Raw genomic sequence first — 17,547 nt, 5'->3', positions numbered from 1 at the left:
TCTTAAAGAAAGAGCTACTTTGTGAAATTGGTCGGATGGTATTTTTGTGAAGTAATATAGAATGAGTGTAGGCTGAAGTTGAGAAGGGAGGAATTCGTTTGCTTTTTATTGGAGTAACGGGATGGGGAGATCATGTTTCTTTATATATAAATCCCTATGAAAATAGAAATAAATTGCGAACTTATAGTGAACATTTTCCCATTGTGGAAGTAGATAGTTCATTTTATGCGATACAACCTGCGCGGAATTATATAAAATGGGCGATGGAAACGCCGAAAGATTTTTCTTTTATAGTAAAAGCCTATCAAGGGATGACAGGGCATATGAAAGGGGAAATCCCTTTTTCTACGTTCGATGAGATGTTTGATGTGTATAAACAATCCATTCTTCCTTTAATAGAAGCAAATAAATTAAAAATGATTTTATTCCAATATCCACCATGGTTTGATTGTAAAGTGAAAAATGTAGATTTACTTCGATACACGAAAGAAAAAATGGAAGATTTACCATGTGCAATAGAATTTCGAAATCAAACATGGTTTTATCCAGAAATGAGAGATAAGACGTTACAGTTTTTAGAAAAAGAAAAATGGATTCATACAATTTGCGATGAGCCTCAGGCAGGAATAGGATCAGTACCGCTTGTATTAGAGGCAACAAACTCGGACATGGCGTTAATACGTTTTCATGGCCGAAATGTTCATGGTTGGTTGGATAAAGGAGAAAATTGGAGAGCGGTTCGCTGTTTATATCGTTATAATAATAAAGAGTTGGCGGAATGGGTAGAACGATTAGAGCGATTGAAAAAGAAGACAAAGGATATATATGTATTGTTTAATAATAATTCAGGTGGAGATGCCGCGGATAATGCAAAACAATTGATGGAAATGTTGAATATTGCATATGGTGAACCGAAACCGGAGCAATTAAATTTATTTGAATAAATACAAACAAGAAAAGCACTGCACAAACAGGGGGAATGTACAGTGCTTTTCTATATGAAAAAGAGGGGTAACAATGTTACTGAGCGTTTGGTTGATTCATTAATTGTTGGCTTCATAACAAATGATAATGGTTATCATTATCATTGTCAATGCTTTTTCGGAAAATAAGTAAAAAACTTTTTATCCCGCTATTTGCGGGCAGTAAAACTCCTACCTCAAAATTCGGCTGGAGCAAAGAAGTTAGGTGGAAGCCCTGCTGCCCGTAAACCTCCATTGATTAAAGTTTCACTTTATATTTTAAATAGTAATAAAAAAAGAACAGCGATTACTGCTGTTCTTTTCCATTGATGATTTGTTGTAAATCAAAAGGAGTTATCGCTTGGATAAATTCCTTTGAGATAAGTGTTTGAACGAGAGTGCTTTCAGAAATAGTAGCACCTGTTTTCTTTTGATAAGCTTTCTTTAATAAATCAAGTTTTTCAGCCGTTTCTTTCGGTAATTCAATTGTTAATGTGTTCATAATTTCTCCCCCTTACTATTAGAGTACCACTACAGTATAGGAGAGACAAGAAAAGAGAATATGAAACATAAAAAAGGTTACCAGATTTATAAATGGTAACCTTTTTTATGTATAAGAGTTATTAAGCAATACCGATATACTTTAAAGTTTTGGATGGAGTACTGTGGTCAAAGAAATGTTGTAAAAATGCGATATCAACACCTGATTTGTATGCACAATAGCCCCAAGTTTTTCGAAGTGTATGTGAGCTAATCCCTTCTAATCCAACTTCTTTTGCAGCTTTGTTTAAAATGTACCATGCATGTTGTCTCGTAATAGACTTTGTCCCTTTTTGAGACTTTAATAATGGCTCATTACGTTTCCAAGTTTTACGTTCTTTCATGTAATCTTCGATTGCGTGCTGTAAGTCTTCATTTACAGCAAACCATTTATGTTTCTTTACTTTTTCATTGTAAAATAAAATGGAATGGCGAACATTTTCGTCTTCATCGATTACATCACTAACTTTTAATTGTAAGATTTCACTTACTTTCAAGCCAGAATTTACAGCTAATACGAATAATAAGCCATCACGTTTCGAAGATTGTAAAAGTATATTTTTGATAGTTTCTAATTGTTTTTCGTTTTGAATTGGTTGTCCTGCTTGTTTCATTTCACGCACTCTCCTCTTTTGTATGTGTAAAGGAAAGGATTAACTTGTTTCTTACTATAAAGGGAGAGTGTGAATTTCATGTGAACTCCTAGTGAAATTAAGACAAATTATTTGACTTCTTTTACTTTTTGTAAATTAAAATAAAATACAACACTATTAGTTGTATTATACACACCGTATTCAGCGCGGTGTAAGTCTAAAATGTTTTTAACAATAGATAACCCAAGACCGGTACCTCCAGTATGACGGCTACGAGAAGCATCTAAACGGTAGAAGCGATCCCAAATTTTTTCAAGACTTTCTTCTGGAATAGGATTGCCTGTGTTTTCAATTTCGATTTTCACTGTATCTTCCGTTTCTACAACAGAGACGTGTATTTTTTCACCATCTGGAGTATATCGAATTGCATTGCTAAGCAAGTTCACAACTACTTGCTCAATACGGCTACGATTTGCTTTAACAAATAGAGATGAGTCAACATGGATGTCCACTTGTAAATGTTTTTCTTCCATGCTAAATAATAATTTTGTATAGACTTGTTGAATTAATTCACCGATTGAGAATGTCGACATTTCTAGTTTGTACGTACCAGATTCAAGTTTTGCTAATTCTAACATTTCAACAATAAGTCTATTCATATTTTCTGTTTCTTCTAAAATAACATTTGTATAATAGGTCGTATCTTTACTTACGCCATCTTGAATACCTTCAGCGAAGCTACGAATAACACTAAGTGGTGTTTTTAATTCATGAGATACACCAGAAATGAATTCTTTTCTCGTTTTTTCCAATTGACGTTCGCGTTCAATATCTTGTTGTAATTTTGTATTGGCAACATTTAATCGGTCGATTCGATCTTTTAAATTTACAGAGAGTGTATTAATACTGCTTGATAATCCACCAATTTCATCATCTGCTGCAACAGGTAACTTCTCGCTAAAATCAAAGTTGGCCATTTTTTTTGTAACACGATTTATCTTAATTAATGGTTTAACAATGATTTTTGAGTAATAGAAGGATAACAAAATAATAACGAGAAACACGATAATTAAGGCATAGACATAATAATCTTTTAAAACGAGCATCGCTTCATTAACGGGTTGTAAAGATGCTATCGCAAAAGCGTACTCCTTAATTTCTCCGTTTTCCATAATAGGCTTTACAAAGACACTGTTTTTTATATTTTCCCCACTATCTAAAATATACGTGTTTAATTGATTTGAATTAGAAGTACCTTGCCTAATAGTTCTTGCAAAATATTGAACAGCTTGTAATGTTTCAAAATCCTTTGCAAGACGAATCTCAGTCTTGGAAGGAAGCTGTAATTTAGATATTATCCCAGTAAAATGGATTGGAGAACCCGTATTATTATATCGATTTTTAAGTTTATTTTTAGATGGATTACCACTAATGGATTGAAAATCTGAATTGAATTGTTCATTTTCCCATCTAGTATTATTGGTTATTAATTCTTGAGGTGTTATTATATTATTCGGTTGGAGTAGTCCGTCTACATAAATTATTCCATCTTTTTTTAATCCTAAGTTTACGAATTTATTATATTCTTCAGGTGTTAAAAGGTTGTTAAGGGGGATGGAATAGGTTTTATTATTGTTAGGATTAATCACATCAATGTAAAAACTGTTTTCACTTTTAATAATTCCGTTAGAATCTAAAAATTGGATTTCAGCATTTGTTTTATCATGAAATTCTTGTTTTAATTTTCTAGTGTCCTCAAAGTCTTGGGCGCTTTTTTCATAATTATTTACGAATTTTTCAAAAGCCGTCTGAACGGTTTTTACTTTCTTATTAATATAAAACTTCTCTAAAAATAGAGATTGTCCAAGGAAAAAAAGGAGAAATATGATTGTAAATAAAGTTGATGTTAATAAAAATAGTTTAAAGACGATGCTTCTGTTCTTCACTGTTTCACCTCGTATGAAAAATACTGTAATATAAATGATTTCTTAATTATAACAAAGGTTACAAAAAAATAGAGGGGAGAAATCTGTCTCTCTCTAAAGTAGTTTTTTATAGAAAGTCACATAAAGAGAAGGTGCAGTGACTGTCGAAGTATTGTAGCATAAAAAAGAACTCGCCAGACGTATGACAAGTTCTTTAGTGTACTATTGCTGAATTGCTGCATCTAAAGCGATTTCAATCATTTCGTTAAATGTAGTTTGACGCTCTTCAGATGTTGTTTCTTCACCAGTGAAGATATGGTCGCTTACTGTTAATACAGATAATGCATTTACACCATATTTAGCTGCTAATGTGTAAAGAGCAGTCGTCTCCATCTCTACTGCTAATACACCGTAATCTCCAAGTTTTTTAACCATGTCCATGCTCTCACGATAAAATACATCTGCTGTTAATACGTTACCAACACGAACGTGTAATCCTTTTTCTGTTCCAGCATCGTAAGCTTTCTTTAAAAGATCAAAGTTTGCAGCAGGAGCAAAATCAAAACCTGGGAATGTTAAGCGGTTCATATTAGAATCTGTACAAGCCGTCATCGCAATAATAACGTCACGTACCTTAACATCTTTTTGAATAGCACCACATGTCCCAACACGAATTAAATTTTTCACTCCGTAGCTTTGAATTAATTCGTTTACATAAATAGAAATAGAAGGAACACCCATGCCTGTACCTTGAACAGATACACGCTTTCCTTTGTAAGTTCCAGTGAAACCTAACATGCCACGCACGTTGTTATAACAAGTAACATCCTCTAAAAATGTTTCAGCAATATATTTTGCACGTAATGGATCACCAGGTAATAGAATAGATTCAGCAATTTCGCCTTGTTTTGCTTCAATATGTACACTCATGAAAAATCCTCCTTATAATGTATTGATAGAAATCAATATCATTTGCATTATACACTACGACTCCTTTCAATCAAAATCTTTTTTATTTGTAATATGTGCAAAAGAGGAGGATTTCATAAATCATAATCTAGAATATATATTTAAGAGGTTTTGCATGGATAAAGACAATAAAAATGGTAGGTGATATTTTGAAAAATCTTGTCATTGGGCTTATTACACTAGTACTTATTGTGGCAGGAGGATTTTACATAAAAAAATATCAAGAAACTGTAGAAACGACCGGAGATGTTCAAGAAGTGAAGTGGGATGTGAAAAATAAAAAGGGAAATGAAAAAATCGATATTTCGTTTCAATTGCTAAATAAAATGAATAATGAAGTTCGTGGTGTGAACGATCAAATTCGAGCAGTGATAGTAGATGGGAATTTGAAAAACATACAACAAACGAAGCCTATATTTGCTGGAAATGGATCGTATAAGCTATCTTCAGATGTAGCGAAAGGTGAAGAGTACACGATATTTTTGTATGAAGATGAAAACAAGTCCGTGGAATCATTTTCTAAGAAAGATTTTGGTGAAGAAAAAAAGGAGAAAAACAAGGACAAAAATAAAAAGAAACTACCTGTTGATACTGTACTTACAAAAAATATAGGAGAGCATCAAGTGTCTCTTTTATTCGGTGCATTACACCCGAATGAGGCAACGACATTAACATTTCAGTTTCAAGCGAAAAAGGGAGAAAAGCTGAAATTAAATTCGGGGAGAGGTGAAGTCAACGCTCTTTATATCGTTGATGAGACAAGGGAGCATTTTTTATACGCTATTCCTGTTGATATGGATGAACAATTACAATATAGAATTACATTTCCTGAAGAAGGAACATATAAAATATGGGGAGATTTCTATATAAATGGTAAAAAATATACAAAAGAGTTTAGTATACAAGTGCAAAAACGAAAAAACAGCTAAGTACTTAGCTGTTTTTTCGTTTTCCTATTAATTTTGTTACAGAGAGCATTGTAATTGGTAAAGAATGATTCTTTCGAAATGCTAAATATTTTCCACTCCATGCAGGTTTGTATTTTTCTTTGAAATGTCGTAAACCGCTGAAGCTATATGTGTAACGAACGTTATTAAATATTGCAGCGGCAACTCGTTCAGACCAGAACGATTGCGTTGATAAACCGACATTTGAGAGTGGTGCCATACCAATATTAAAGGAATGGTATTCATTTTCTTTTGCCCAGTGGAATAAGTGGATAAAAATTGCATCCATGATGCCGCTAGGAGCGTCTGGATAATAACGCATTAAATCAACAGATAATATGCCACTTTGATATACTGGCATAAAGGTTGTAAAGGCAATTATTTTTCCTTCTGCATCAGATAAAGTAGCGATAGGGGCACGGCTAATATACTCATGATCGAAGTATCCAAGTGAAAATCCTTTTTCTTTTTTTCCGCCAAGCCAAGCATCAGACACTTTCTTTAATTCCTCGTATAATTCGTCTGAGAATGGTGGCTCATGAATAGAGAATGTATAACCTTCTCGTTCAAAACGGTTGAAAGTAGCTCGCATACCAGCACGTTTTTTTCCTGTTATTGTAAACGTGTTTAAATCAACGACAGCCTCTTCGCCAAGTTTAAAGAAGTTATAGCCGAAATCGTGGTATAAGCTCATCCATTTACTTTCAATTTGATAAAATACGCAAATATACCCAAATCGATCAGCTTCAGCTAAAAATTCTTGCAACACGGTACGGTAGGAGGATGGATCACCAATTGGATCACCAAGTACAACAAGACGTTTTCCAGTAATTGAAAAGAGAAGAAGTGCTTTTCCGTCACTACTAAAGAAGAACTGCTTATCTCCTAAAAAACCTAAATGACTAAGTACGTTCCCGCCATGTTCCTCTAAGAAGTTTTCTAACCTTTTGTCATTAGCTGGTTGCCCGGGAAATTCACTACGGTAACGATTGGCAATTAGTGAACCGATAAGTAAAAAAGTAGGAACGAAAAAGGCGGCTGCTAATGCACTTCGTTTAACCTGTGTAATATTTCGAACGACAAAATCGGGTTGGAATGCTTCTTTTGCGCCTGCAAATAAAATGCCTAAGTTTTTATATAAATATAACGTAAGCAATAAGAAGATAAATACTTTTACGATATCAGAAAGAGAGACTTCCATTTTCTCGCGTAAAAATCTTTTACGAAGCATATACAACACAGCAAGTACGATTAATAAAATAAAGGTTTCTTCAATATCAATTCCTTTTAGGGTATTAAAGATTGCTGCTCCAATTAAAGAAACAATTGTCATATAGTATGAACGCTTTGTTCCGTAATATATTCCTCGCGAAAGAATCAGGAGGAGAATACCAAATGTTAATGATAAGCTAAAAGAAAATTGAATAAGGTGCTTGGGTGCTAAAATATGTAAGGCGTGAGCTCGGTTAATACTAGTTGGTAAAATTGTTGATAGAATAACCATCAAGCCAGCGAACACTGTTAAAGCAGCGGATGCCCATGAACCTAATTTTCCTAAAAAATCACGTTGTAAAGTCCAAATTACGCCAGTTGTTTCTAATGCAGGTGCAATAAATGGTTTATCTTCAATTTTTTTAATGGCTGCTCCTGTCATTTCAAAGGCTGCAAAAATGAGACCAAGGCAGAATGGTAAGATGTAATAGACAAGGCGATATAATAACATAGCAGGTAGTAATACACCTGTATCAATACCGTATTGTCCGAGTCCAGTTAAGAAAACAAGATCAAATGAACCAAGGCCACCAGGGACAAGACTTACGACACCGGCTAAAGCTGCAATTACATAAACACCTAAAAACTTTTGAAATTCAATATCAATTCCAAACAATATTAAAATGACGTACATAACGATACCAGCAGATACCCACTCAACTAATGAAACTAATGAATATAAAACTGTTGGATTTTTCTCTGCTTCTTCATCCTCTTGTCCGTCTAGCTGTTTTGTTTTTCTATTTTTAATTTTAGAAAATCCAATATATATAGGAACGAAAAGAGCAAAGAAGATAAGAACAGGCCATAACCACGGTTTTTCATGCAGAATAAAACTAGTGTCTAATATTCCAATAAGGCCGAGGAATGAAAGAATGGCTAATCCGTTAATAAAAGCGGTTGTCATCCAAGCGATGCTTTTAATAAGTTTCCCATTATCTTTTATGTGCGGACGATATAACATTGTACGTACACCGGCACCAACAAGACCACCAAAACCGATAAATCCATTTAAAGTGTTTGCAATCCATGAGATGCGGAAAATCTTTTGTACAGGTATATCGGCTTTTAAGTAACGAAGCATAACAAAGTCATAAAAGAACATTGTTGAAACGGCAAATGCACCGAGTGTAATCGCTAAAAATACTCCACCAGTTGGAATGTTTTTAATTGTTTCAATCGCTTCTAAAAAAGAAATACCTGCTAATTCTTTTTTAGCTTGAAAGAAAACAATTGTTAAGACAACAAATGGGAAGAGTATTTTCCCGATTTGTAAGAAACGTTTCCATGAAAACGACATAAATACAACTCTCCTTGTGTAAGAAAACTGAGACAATAATATTATTATGACAAACTTCAAGAAAAATAAAAAGGTAAATTCCTGTATAGGGAAGCTATTTTTTATATAGGTTATATTTAAAAGAATATTTCGTTTATCGGAAAATTGGGTTAAAATAAGGTGGAAGAAGGAAGAGAGGGGAAGTAGATGATTATAATAGGTTACGCAGGATATGAGCTAGAAAAAGAAAAACCGAATACATCAGAAGATTTTTTTAATAGATCTGAAGTGACATATGTATTAAATAATCAAGAGAAAACCTTTTCTGTCTTATATGTTCGATATTTTGAAGAAATTTTACAAGAAATTACCCCTTTTGAAGGAAATCCAGTTTATAAAGTAGAAGAACAAGACGTATATTTACGAGATATTGTAGCAATCGCTTGTTTAGTGAACAATAAAGAGCTACGCGCGCAGAAGCGCTTGTATCTCAATGAAGTAACAGACTTTCAACGATACTTTGACGAAGGAACAGTGGTGAAAGTACAAGAAATATTAGCTGAATTACATAAAAATAAAAGAGTAGAAATAGCGTAAAACGGCAAAGGAGAGAGAAGCCATGTCTAATTTGATGGTTGAAAATCAAACAGAACAAGTTTCTATATTTTTAGAAGATGTCATTTCCTTAATAACTAATTATGTAAATTATCATACGTTACCTTCTTTATTGGAGGAAACACCAACAGGAAACGAGCAATATTATAAAGGGATATTAGGGTCAATAAGAAGACTTCTTGTTTTTTGTGAAGAAGGACTTGATGCATGTTTTGTTTTGCTGAATAGCCAGCCATTTCGAAAGACAGCAGCTGAAAAAGTTTTATATAAGATTTATCATCAAGTAATTGCAGAGTTTTTTTCGCCAAAGAATGATCATTGGTATGAAAATAGTCGTTCTGCTTATACAGGGAAAAATTCTATTGTTTTTCAGCAAACACCACCTGGATCTATAGAACGAATGATGAAGGATTTAGAAGGTAAATTTCAATTGATGCGTGAAGAACTAGAATATTACGAGACAGATTATCAAACAAAAATGTTGCACAAATATTAATTAAGGAAAAGAAGCTAAGGACACTTAGCTTCTTTTCCTTTTGTCCAGTTATATAAGGGATTTTAATTGAATATAGTTAAAGTGGATAGCATCAAGGAGGTGTGACATGAGTCAGCAAGGTGTATTTACAGATTACTTTCATGAAGTAGAAAGCTGGTGTGAAAGTGTTCTTCAAGTATTAGATAGCCGTGCAATGGAAGTGTATGATGTCCATATGCTTGCTTATAAAATTCAAACGTTATTAGAGCGTATGAAAGAGCATGAATACGACACAGATGCCGAGTTTATGTATGAAATAAGTGATGATGTAGAACATATTCAACACCATTTACAGGAAGTATTTATTCAAGAAGGAGAGGAATATGAACTAAGTGAAAGAGGGGATAGCGAACGAGCTGTTCCGATTGGGGGGCATACACTCCCGCCATTACCTTATCCATATAATGCGTTAGAACCGTACATTTCACGAGAAATTATGATGTTACACCATGATAAACATCATCGCAGTTACGTGGAAGGATTAAATAAAGCAGAGAAGATGATGGAAGAAGCGAGAAAAACAAATCAATTTGATTTAATTAAGCATTGGGAAAGAGAAGCGGCTTTTCATGGATCAGGTCATTACTTACACACGATATTTTGGAATAACATGAAAAAAGATGGTGGTGGAAGTCCGAGAGGGGCTTTTTCACAACAAATTGAGCAAGATTTCGGAAGTTTTTTGCGTTTTCAAAAGCATTTCACAGAGGCAGCTTCTAAAGTGGAAGGCTCAGGATGGGCGATTCTTGTATGGGTACCCCGTTCAGGAAGGTTAGAAATTTTGCAAAGCACGCTTCATCAATTGTTTACACAGTGGGATACGATACCACTCCTTGTACTCGATGTATGGGAACATGCGTATTATTTACAATATCAAAATCGAAAAGATGAATATATTAAAAATTGGTGGAATGTTGTAAATTGGCCTGATGTAGAAAAGAGGTTTGAAAGTGCAAAGCAAATTGAATGGACGCCGTATTAGACGCATATCCCATGCGTCTTTTTTATTGGAGGTGGAAGGAAGATTTCGTTCATATTTTAAAAGGCCAAGCATACACTTGTACAAAAAGTGCCAAAAGGACGTGGGGGGAAATATGAGACGGATTTGTATAATAATTACGCTAATTATAATGTACGCAAGCATTATGCCGATTCCTACATATGCAAAAATGAACGGTGGTGTCAGTGCTCGTAACGCAGTCTTAATGGAACAGCAATCTGGTCGTGTACTTTATGGGAAATTAGAACATGAGCCACAAAAAATTGCTAGTATAACGAAAATTATGACAGCATTGTTAGCTGCTGAATCAGGAAAAATGAAAGAACTAGTATCGGTTAGTAATGAAGCAGTACGAGTAGAAGGATCGGCAATTTATTTAAAGCCTGGACAAAAGGTAAAATTAGAGGATTTAGTATACGGACTCATGCTTAGGTCTGGTAATGATGCAGCGCAAGTAATTGCTGAAAATGTAGGAGGGAGTATAGAAGGGTTCGTATATTTAATGAATGAAAAGGCGAAACAAATTGGAATGAAAGATACTCACTTTTCAAATCCTCATGGCTTGGATGGAGATGGATCACATTATTCGTCGGCCTATGATATGGCACTTTTAACGAAATATGCCATGGGGAACGAGACCTTTAAGAAGATTTTTGGAACCAAAACGTATAAATCAGATTCTTGGGATTATCCGTGGAAAAATAAACATAAGCTTGTGACATCTTATTATGAATTTGCAACAGGAGGAAAAACAGGCTTTACAAAGAAAGCAGGACGAACGCTTGTTACAACGGCATCAAAAGACGGACTAGATTTAATTGTTGTAACTTTGAGTGCTTCTAGTGATTGGGATGACCATATGAATCTGTTTGACAAAGGTTTTGACCGTTTCAAGCAAACAAAAGTTTTAGGACAAGGAGCAATTGCTGAAATAAATGAAAAGAAATATGCCAATCATGTTTATACGAAAAATAGTTTTTCGGTACCGTTAACTGAAGAGGAAAAAAAGAGCGTAGTATTAAAAGTTGAACTGGATAAAAGTGCAAAACTTACGGATGGAGTAAAGGTTGGGAAGACAGACATTTATGTTGGTAATGAAAAAGTTGGAGAACGGAATTTATTTTATAGTAAACGGAAGTTAGTAGCTACAACGGGTATGTACTGGAACAATGTGAAAGAAATTTTTTCTTACATGATAGGTGTTGGGAACGATGGTTAATCTCGTCTGGGCAGCGATGGCGGTCATAGGGGTTGTGTATGCCATGATAAACGGAACGATGGAAGAAGTAACTAAAGCTGTATTTGACGGGTCAAAAGATGCGGTAACGATTTGCATAGGACTTATTAGCGTTTTAGTATTTTGGCTGGGCTTAATGAAAATTGCAGAGGAAGCAGGGTTGTTAAAAAAGTTAGTTACACTTTTTATGCCGATAGTAAAAAGATTGTTTCCAGAAATACCGAAGGATCATCCGTCAATGGGATTTATTCTATCGAATATGATGGCGAACTTTTTTGGACTAGGTAATGCAGCAACCCCTCTCGGTATTAAAGCGATGGAACAACTGAAAGAATTAAATGGAGGGAAGGATTCGGCCAGTCGCTCTATGGTGACGTTTCTAGCATTAAATACATCAGCTATTACTTTAATTCCTACTACAGTCATTTCGATTCGAATGACTTATGAATCAGCGAATCCTACTGAAATTGTTGGGGTAACATTCATTGCACAAGTGCTCTCGATGATCGGAGCAATTTGGATTGACCGCTATTTTTACCAAAGAAGGAGTAGAAAGGGGCGGAAAAAATGAGTATTGTAAATACAATTTCATTATGGGTAATCCCTTGTGTAATTGGTTTTATCCTTTTATATGGCACGATAAAGAAAGTTCCGACGTATGAATCGTTCGTTGAGGGAGGAAAAGAAGGGATTCAAATTGCAGTTTCCATTTTACCGTTTATGGTTGGAATGCTTGTATCCATTTCTATTTTCCGGGCATCAGGTGCTTTAGATGCAATGATATCTGTAATGAAGCCGATGTTAGATTTAATTCATGTCCCAGCAGAAATCGTTCCACTTGCGCTTATACGTCCTATTTCGGGATCTGCCGGTTTAAGTATTACAACCGATTTAATTGCCACATATGGACCAGATTCGTTTATTGGAAGATTAGCTTCTACGATGCAAGGTAGTACAGATACGACATTTTATATTTTAACGGTATACTTTGGGGCTGTTGGTATTAGAAAAATGGGAGATGCATTAAAAGTAGGACTTTTTGCAGATTTAATCGGGATTATTTGCTCAATTGTGTTTGTTTCTTTATTGTTTCAGTAATACTATTCATTTTTTAAGCTATTTCGCTTATAATACGTATACGACCACTATTAAGGTGTAGCTTAATGGTGGTTTTTTTATGCAGTATTTTTGACAAAATGATGAACTTTTATTGTGAGAAATATGAAAAATATGGACAATAATAAAGGATAAAAACATGATTTGACCTTTATATGTTTATTATCATCGCTATGTTGTTTAAGTGAGATGAGGTGAACAGTCGTAAAACGTATGCGGTTGCCAAGTCTTTCTAATGTAAGGTAAGATAAATTCGAGGTGAAAAAAAGAAATGGAACGATTACAAAAAGTGATTGCGCAAGCAGGTATTGCATCGAGAAGAAAGGCTGAGGAATTAATTCAGCAAGGGAAAGTGAAAGTTAATGGGAAAATAGTGAAGGAGTTAGGAACAAAAGTAACTCCTCAAGATAAAGTAGAAGTAAATAACATCCCTCTTGAAAAAGAAGAACCTGTTTATTTTTTACTATATAAACCAACTGGTGTAATTTCAAGTGTATCAGATGATAAAGGAAGAAATGTTGTAACAGACTTTTTCCCTGAAATTACACAACGTTTATTCCCAATCGGACGTCTAGATTATGATACGTCTGGCGTATTATTGATGACAAACGATGGAGATTTCGCCAATGTATTAATGCACCCGAGATATAAAGTTGACAAAACATATGTTGCAAAAATTAAAGGACCATTAACAGGTGAGAAAATTCGCATGTTAGAACGAGGTGTTACATTAGAAGACGGGAAAACAGCACCAGCAAATGTGAAAATTATTTCTTGGGACAAGCGTAAAGAGATGGCAATTGTACAATTAACAATTCATGAAGGTCGTAACCGTCAAGTACGTCGTATGTTTGAAGCGTTAGACTGTAAAGTTGTGAAATTAAAACGTGAACGTTATGCTTTCTTAGAAGTAGGGAGCCTGCGACCTGGTGATGCGAGAGAATTGACGCCACATGAGGTGAAACAATTACGCGCGCTTGCTTCTACAAAGCCAAGATAAGCTATAGAGTTACAATTTCACCAGTGGAGTGCTCTGCTGGTGATTTATTCAATACATACATTTATCGAGGAGAGGAGAGACAATATGAAAAAAAATCGCTTATTATTTCGTGTTATCATTCTGCTCATTTTAAGCGGTGCTGTAGGATTTACACTCTATCAAGGATTTTTCGCTGATAAAGAGAAAATGCAAATTGGAAAAGAAGCACCTAATTTTGTTGTGACGGATTTGGAAGGAAAGAAAATTGAATTAAAAGACCTAAAGGGAAAAGGTGTATTTTTAAACTTTTGGGGAACTTGGTGTAAACCTTGTGAAAAAGAAATGCCTTACATGAATGAGCTATATCCGAAATATAAGGAAAAAGGCGTTGAAATTATTGCGTTAGATGCAGATGAAACGGATATCGCAGTAAAGAACTTTGTAAACCAATATGGTTTAAAATTCCCAGTTGCGATTGATAAAGGAACAAAGATTATAGGGACATATGGAGTAGGACCATTACCTACAAGCTTTTTGATTGATAAAGATGGAAAAGTAGTGGAGAAAATTATAGGTGAACAAACGAAAGAACAGTTAGAAGGGTATTTAAAGAAAATTACTCCGTAATAAAGAAAGCCTTTACATATGAGGTGCTTACGTATAGCGCCTTCGATTTGAAATTTCTGAGTATTGCGGTAACTTAAAGGTAGAATATACAATAGTACATATAGATACAGGGGCGGTGAGAGTATTGAAAGAAATTAAGTGTGAATGTGGACATGTTAATCCGATAGGAACCGTGTTTTGTGAAGCTTGCGGAAAACCATTTGAAGGCAATGAGAATGTGAAATTACTAGATATGAGATATGAGGGAAGCGCACGAAGATCTCTCACACATACAAAAACGATAGTAGATAAAATCTGGAGTTTTTTCTCTTCTGTAAAAGTAGGTGTATGGTTAATCGTAATAACTTTAGCTGCATCGGCAATAGGAACTATCTTTCCTCAAGAAATGTACATAACTCCAGGAATCGAACCAGCTGAATATTATAAGACAGAGTATGGCTTTTTAGGGCAATTATACTATCAATTAGGATTTAATAATTTATATGGATCATGGTGGTATATGATTTTAATTGCTTCCATTGGTATTTCACTTGTTATATGTAGTTTAGACCGTGTAATTCCTCTATATAAAGCTTTAAAAAAACAAGGGGTGAAAAGACACCCAGGCTTTTTAAAGAGACAGAGATTGTACGGGACTGGTTCGCCGCAAGAGGGTGATTTAGACAAAATTCAAGTGAATTTAAAGAAGAGAAATTATAATGTAAAAGTAGAAGACGGTAATATTTTAGCAGAAAAAGGACGTTTCTCTCGCTGGGGTCCATATGTGAATCATATTGGTCTTATTATCTTTTTATTGGGTTCAATGCTGCGCTTCTTACCAAGTATGTACGTGGACGAAGCCCTTTGGTTACGTGATGGTGAAACGAAAGAAATACCAGGAACTGATGGACAATACTATTTGAAAAACGAAAAGTTTATAAAGGAAGTTTATGATAAGAGTAAGGATAAAGAAGTTTATGATGAGGCGATTGATCGTATTGGTGATAAAATGATCGCGAAAAATTTCCAAACGAATGCCGTATTATATAAAGCGGTCGGGGAAAATATAGCAGGTCAAAAGCCTAAATTAGAAAAGGTAAAAGAAGCTGAAATTCGAGTGAATGAACCACTGAAGTTTGACCAATTTGCTGTTTATCAAGTGGATTATAAGGAAAGTGAATTTAAAAGTATGTCCTTCCATTTGCAAAATAAAACAAATAATCAAAAGTGGGGACCGATTAAAGTGAATTTAGCGAATCCTACAGAAAAATATGATTTAGGAAACGGGTATTCTCTAGAACTATTAAGCTATTTTCCTGATTTTTATTTTGATGAAAATGGAAAGCCGAATACGAAGACAAAATTGCCAAACAATCCTGCATTCGTCTTTAAAATGTTTACCCCAGAAACACCAGATGGTGAAGTGAGCTTTGTTGGTATTCAGCAAAATATAGAACCTGACGGGAACAATAAATATAAAATGTCATTTGCAGGTGTGGAAATGCAAAATGCAACAGCACTTACTGTAAGAAAAGATTTAACGCTTTGGATTCTTGGTATTGGTGGATTTATATTTATGGTTGGTGTGATTCAAGGTATGTATTGGAACCATCGCCGTATTTGGATACAACGCGTCAATGATGAGTGGTGGGTTGCAGGTCATACAAATAAAAATTGGTTCGGTTTAAAGAAAGATATTGAAAGAGTACTAGAAGGAACAGCGATTCCGCAACCAAACGATAAAATGAATGATAAAAAAATTAGTTAAGGTGGGGAAACGATATGGTGCAAATAAGTAGTAATTTTCTGTTCGCTGCGTTCATCTTATATTTAATCGCAACTTTATTTTTTGGAGGAGCAATTAAAGAAAAAGGTAACAAGTGGGCAAATATAGGTATAACAATAACAATTTTAGGTTTTGTAGCCCAAACGGTATATTTTATAACGAGATGGATCGCTTCAGGACATGCACCAGTTAGTAATTTCTTCGAGTTTGGTACCTTCTTCGGGATGATGCTTGTTGGCGCTTTTATTGTTATGTATTTTATGTATCGCGTAAGTATTATCGGATTGTTTGCATTGCCAATCGCGCTTTTATTAATTGCATATGCAAGCATGTTTCCTAGAGAAATATCACCGCTTATCCCATCTTTAAAAAGTAATTGGCTACATATTCATGTAACGACAGCGGCAGCAGGACAAGCGATTTTAGCAATTAGTTTTATTACGGGCGTAATGTATTTACTGAAAAATGTAGATCAATCAACAAGAAGTAAGCGCACATTTTGGTTAGAAACAGTAGTTTTCACACTTGTTTGTACGGTTGGATTTATTGGAGTAACAACGGTATTCTCTAGTATGAAATACGAAGCAAAGTTTCAATGGATTGATAAAAATGAACAACAAGTCGAGATGAAGTATAATCTTCCAGCTTTAGTTGGACCACATGAAGGGAAGTTAATAACAGAAAATAAATTAGAGCCGACAGTAGAAGTTCCAGCAATTGTAAACGCAAAAAAATTAAATACTGTTATTTGGTCAGTGATAGTTGGAACACTACTTTATATTGTATTAAGACTTGTTTTACGCAAACGAGTATCAGCGGCACTTCAGCCGTTAGTAAAGAATACGAATAGTGATTTACTAGATGAAATCGGATATCGTTCTATTGCGATAGGGTTCCCAGTGTTTACGTTAGGAGCGTTAATCTTTGCAATGATCTGGGCTCAAATTGCTTGGACGCGCTTTTGGGGTTGGGATCCAAAAGAAGTTTGGGCACTTATTACATGGCTCTTTTATGCTGCGGTATTACATTTACGTTTATCTAAAGGATGGCATGGAGAAAAGTCTGCTTGGCTTGCAGTAATTGGTTTTGCAATAATTATGTTTAACTTTATTGTAGTAAACTTAATTATTGCGGGTTTACATTCATATGCATAGAGAAATAAAATAGGAGAGTGTATGTCACTTTC

At 34.7% G+C, this 17,547-nt stretch carries 17 protein-coding genes; 12 read left to right on the top strand and 5 right to left on the bottom strand.

Going from position 1 to position 17,547, the window contains the following annotated elements; all coding sequences use genetic code 11:
* Positions 1–98 precede the first annotated feature (98 nt).
* Positions 99–944, top strand: coding sequence for a DUF72 domain-containing protein (locus ACP6L7_RS04925; RefSeq protein WP_097831756.1), 846 nt, complete (start codon positions 99–101; stop codon positions 942–944).
* 325 nt (positions 945–1,269) lie between these two features.
* Here ACP6L7_RS04925 and ACP6L7_RS04920 read toward each other — a convergent pair whose 3' ends face one another.
* The 4 genes from ACP6L7_RS04920 to deoD form a co-directional block, all read right to left on the bottom strand.
* Positions 1,270–1,464 carry a DUF3924 family protein gene (locus tag ACP6L7_RS04920; RefSeq protein WP_001094855.1) on the bottom strand — a complete coding sequence of 65 codons (195 nt, stop codon included), beginning with the start codon at positions 1,462–1,464 and terminating at the stop codon, positions 1,270–1,272.
* Positions 1,465–1,585: 121 nt separating this feature from the next.
* The gene (locus tag ACP6L7_RS04915; RefSeq protein WP_000806230.1) at positions 1,586–2,116 is read right to left on the bottom strand and encodes a tyrosine-type recombinase/integrase; all 531 of its coding nucleotides are present in this window, start codon (positions 2,114–2,116) and stop codon (positions 1,586–1,588) included.
* Between the two features lie 107 nt (positions 2,117–2,223).
* Positions 2,224–4,041 carry a sensor histidine kinase gene (locus tag ACP6L7_RS04910; RefSeq protein WP_097831755.1) on the bottom strand — a complete coding sequence of 606 codons (1,818 nt, stop codon included), beginning with the start codon at positions 4,039–4,041 and terminating at the stop codon, positions 2,224–2,226.
* A gap of 201 nt (positions 4,042–4,242) precedes the next feature.
* Positions 4,243–4,950 carry a purine-nucleoside phosphorylase gene (deoD, locus tag ACP6L7_RS04905; protein ID WP_000110707.1) on the bottom strand — a complete coding sequence of 236 codons (708 nt, stop codon included), beginning with the start codon at positions 4,948–4,950 and terminating at the stop codon, positions 4,243–4,245.
* Positions 4,951–5,123: 173 nt separating this feature from the next.
* Here deoD and ACP6L7_RS04900 point away from each other — a divergent pair, with 173 nt between their 5' ends.
* The gene (locus ACP6L7_RS04900; protein WP_097831754.1) at positions 5,124–5,918 is read left to right on the top strand and encodes a DUF8832 domain-containing protein; all 795 of its coding nucleotides are present in this window, start codon (positions 5,124–5,126) and stop codon (positions 5,916–5,918) included.
* Positions 5,919–5,922: 4 nt separating this feature from the next.
* On the opposite strand, the gene mprF is transcribed toward ACP6L7_RS04900, so the two are convergent.
* On the bottom strand, positions 5,923–8,508 hold the full coding sequence (gene mprF / locus ACP6L7_RS04895) for a bifunctional lysylphosphatidylglycerol flippase/synthetase MprF (RefSeq protein ID WP_097831753.1): 2,586 nt from the start codon (positions 8,506–8,508) through the stop codon (positions 5,923–5,925).
* 186 nt (positions 8,509–8,694) lie between these two features.
* Between mprF and ACP6L7_RS04890 the strand changes: the two genes are divergently transcribed.
* From ACP6L7_RS04890 to resC, 10 genes are all read left to right on the top strand, one after another.
* The gene (locus tag ACP6L7_RS04890) at positions 8,695–9,084 is read left to right on the top strand and encodes a hypothetical protein (RefSeq protein ID WP_097831752.1); all 390 of its coding nucleotides are present in this window, start codon (positions 8,695–8,697) and stop codon (positions 9,082–9,084) included.
* Between the two features lie 22 nt (positions 9,085–9,106).
* Entirely contained in the window at positions 9,107–9,598 is a 492-nt protein-coding gene (locus tag ACP6L7_RS04885) for a YpuI family protein (protein WP_000067564.1), read from the top strand.
* Between the two features lie 106 nt (positions 9,599–9,704).
* The gene (locus ACP6L7_RS04880) at positions 9,705–10,619 is read left to right on the top strand and encodes a superoxide dismutase (protein ID WP_097831751.1); all 915 of its coding nucleotides are present in this window, start codon (positions 9,705–9,707) and stop codon (positions 10,617–10,619) included.
* 112 nt (positions 10,620–10,731) lie between these two features.
* The gene (dacB, locus tag ACP6L7_RS04875) at positions 10,732–11,856 is read left to right on the top strand and encodes a D-alanyl-D-alanine carboxypeptidase DacB (protein ID WP_097831750.1); all 1,125 of its coding nucleotides are present in this window, start codon (positions 10,732–10,734) and stop codon (positions 11,854–11,856) included.
* A complete protein-coding gene (gene spmA, locus ACP6L7_RS04870; RefSeq protein ID WP_097831749.1) occupies positions 11,849–12,445 on the top strand; it encodes a spore maturation protein SpmA in 597 nt (198 codons plus the stop codon). Before dacB ends, spmA begins: the two co-directional genes overlap by 8 nt.
* Entirely contained in the window at positions 12,442–12,972 is a 531-nt protein-coding gene (gene spmB, locus ACP6L7_RS04865; RefSeq protein WP_000029515.1) for a spore maturation protein SpmB, read from the top strand. The genes spmA and spmB overlap by 4 nt, the downstream gene beginning before the upstream one ends.
* 289 nt (positions 12,973–13,261) lie before the next feature.
* Complete coding sequence (gene rluB / locus ACP6L7_RS04860) at positions 13,262–13,990, top strand: 23S rRNA pseudouridine(2605) synthase RluB (RefSeq protein WP_097831748.1); 729 nt, start codon at positions 13,262–13,264, stop codon at positions 13,988–13,990.
* Positions 13,991–14,074: 84 nt separating this feature from the next.
* Positions 14,075–14,596: a thiol-disulfide oxidoreductase ResA gene (gene resA / locus ACP6L7_RS04855; RefSeq protein ID WP_097831747.1), complete on the top strand. Its 522-nt coding sequence runs from the start codon at positions 14,075–14,077 to the stop codon at positions 14,594–14,596.
* 124 nt (positions 14,597–14,720) lie between these two features.
* Complete coding sequence (gene resB / locus ACP6L7_RS04850) at positions 14,721–16,343, top strand: cytochrome c biogenesis protein ResB (RefSeq protein ID WP_141533340.1); 1,623 nt, start codon at positions 14,721–14,723, stop codon at positions 16,341–16,343.
* A gap of 14 nt (positions 16,344–16,357) precedes the next feature.
* On the top strand, positions 16,358–17,515 hold the full coding sequence (gene resC / locus ACP6L7_RS04845) for a cytochrome c biogenesis protein ResC (RefSeq protein WP_097831745.1): 1,158 nt from the start codon (positions 16,358–16,360) through the stop codon (positions 17,513–17,515).
* The last annotated feature ends 32 nt before the right edge of the window (positions 17,516–17,547 follow it).

Source organism: Bacillus silvicola (assembly GCF_050524305.1).
Lineage (GTDB): Bacteria > Bacillota > Bacilli > Bacillales > Bacillaceae_G > Bacillus_A > Bacillus_A cereus_AT.
Note: the sequence above shows the minus strand (reverse complement) of the source record. Positions and strands in the feature narration are given on the sequence as shown.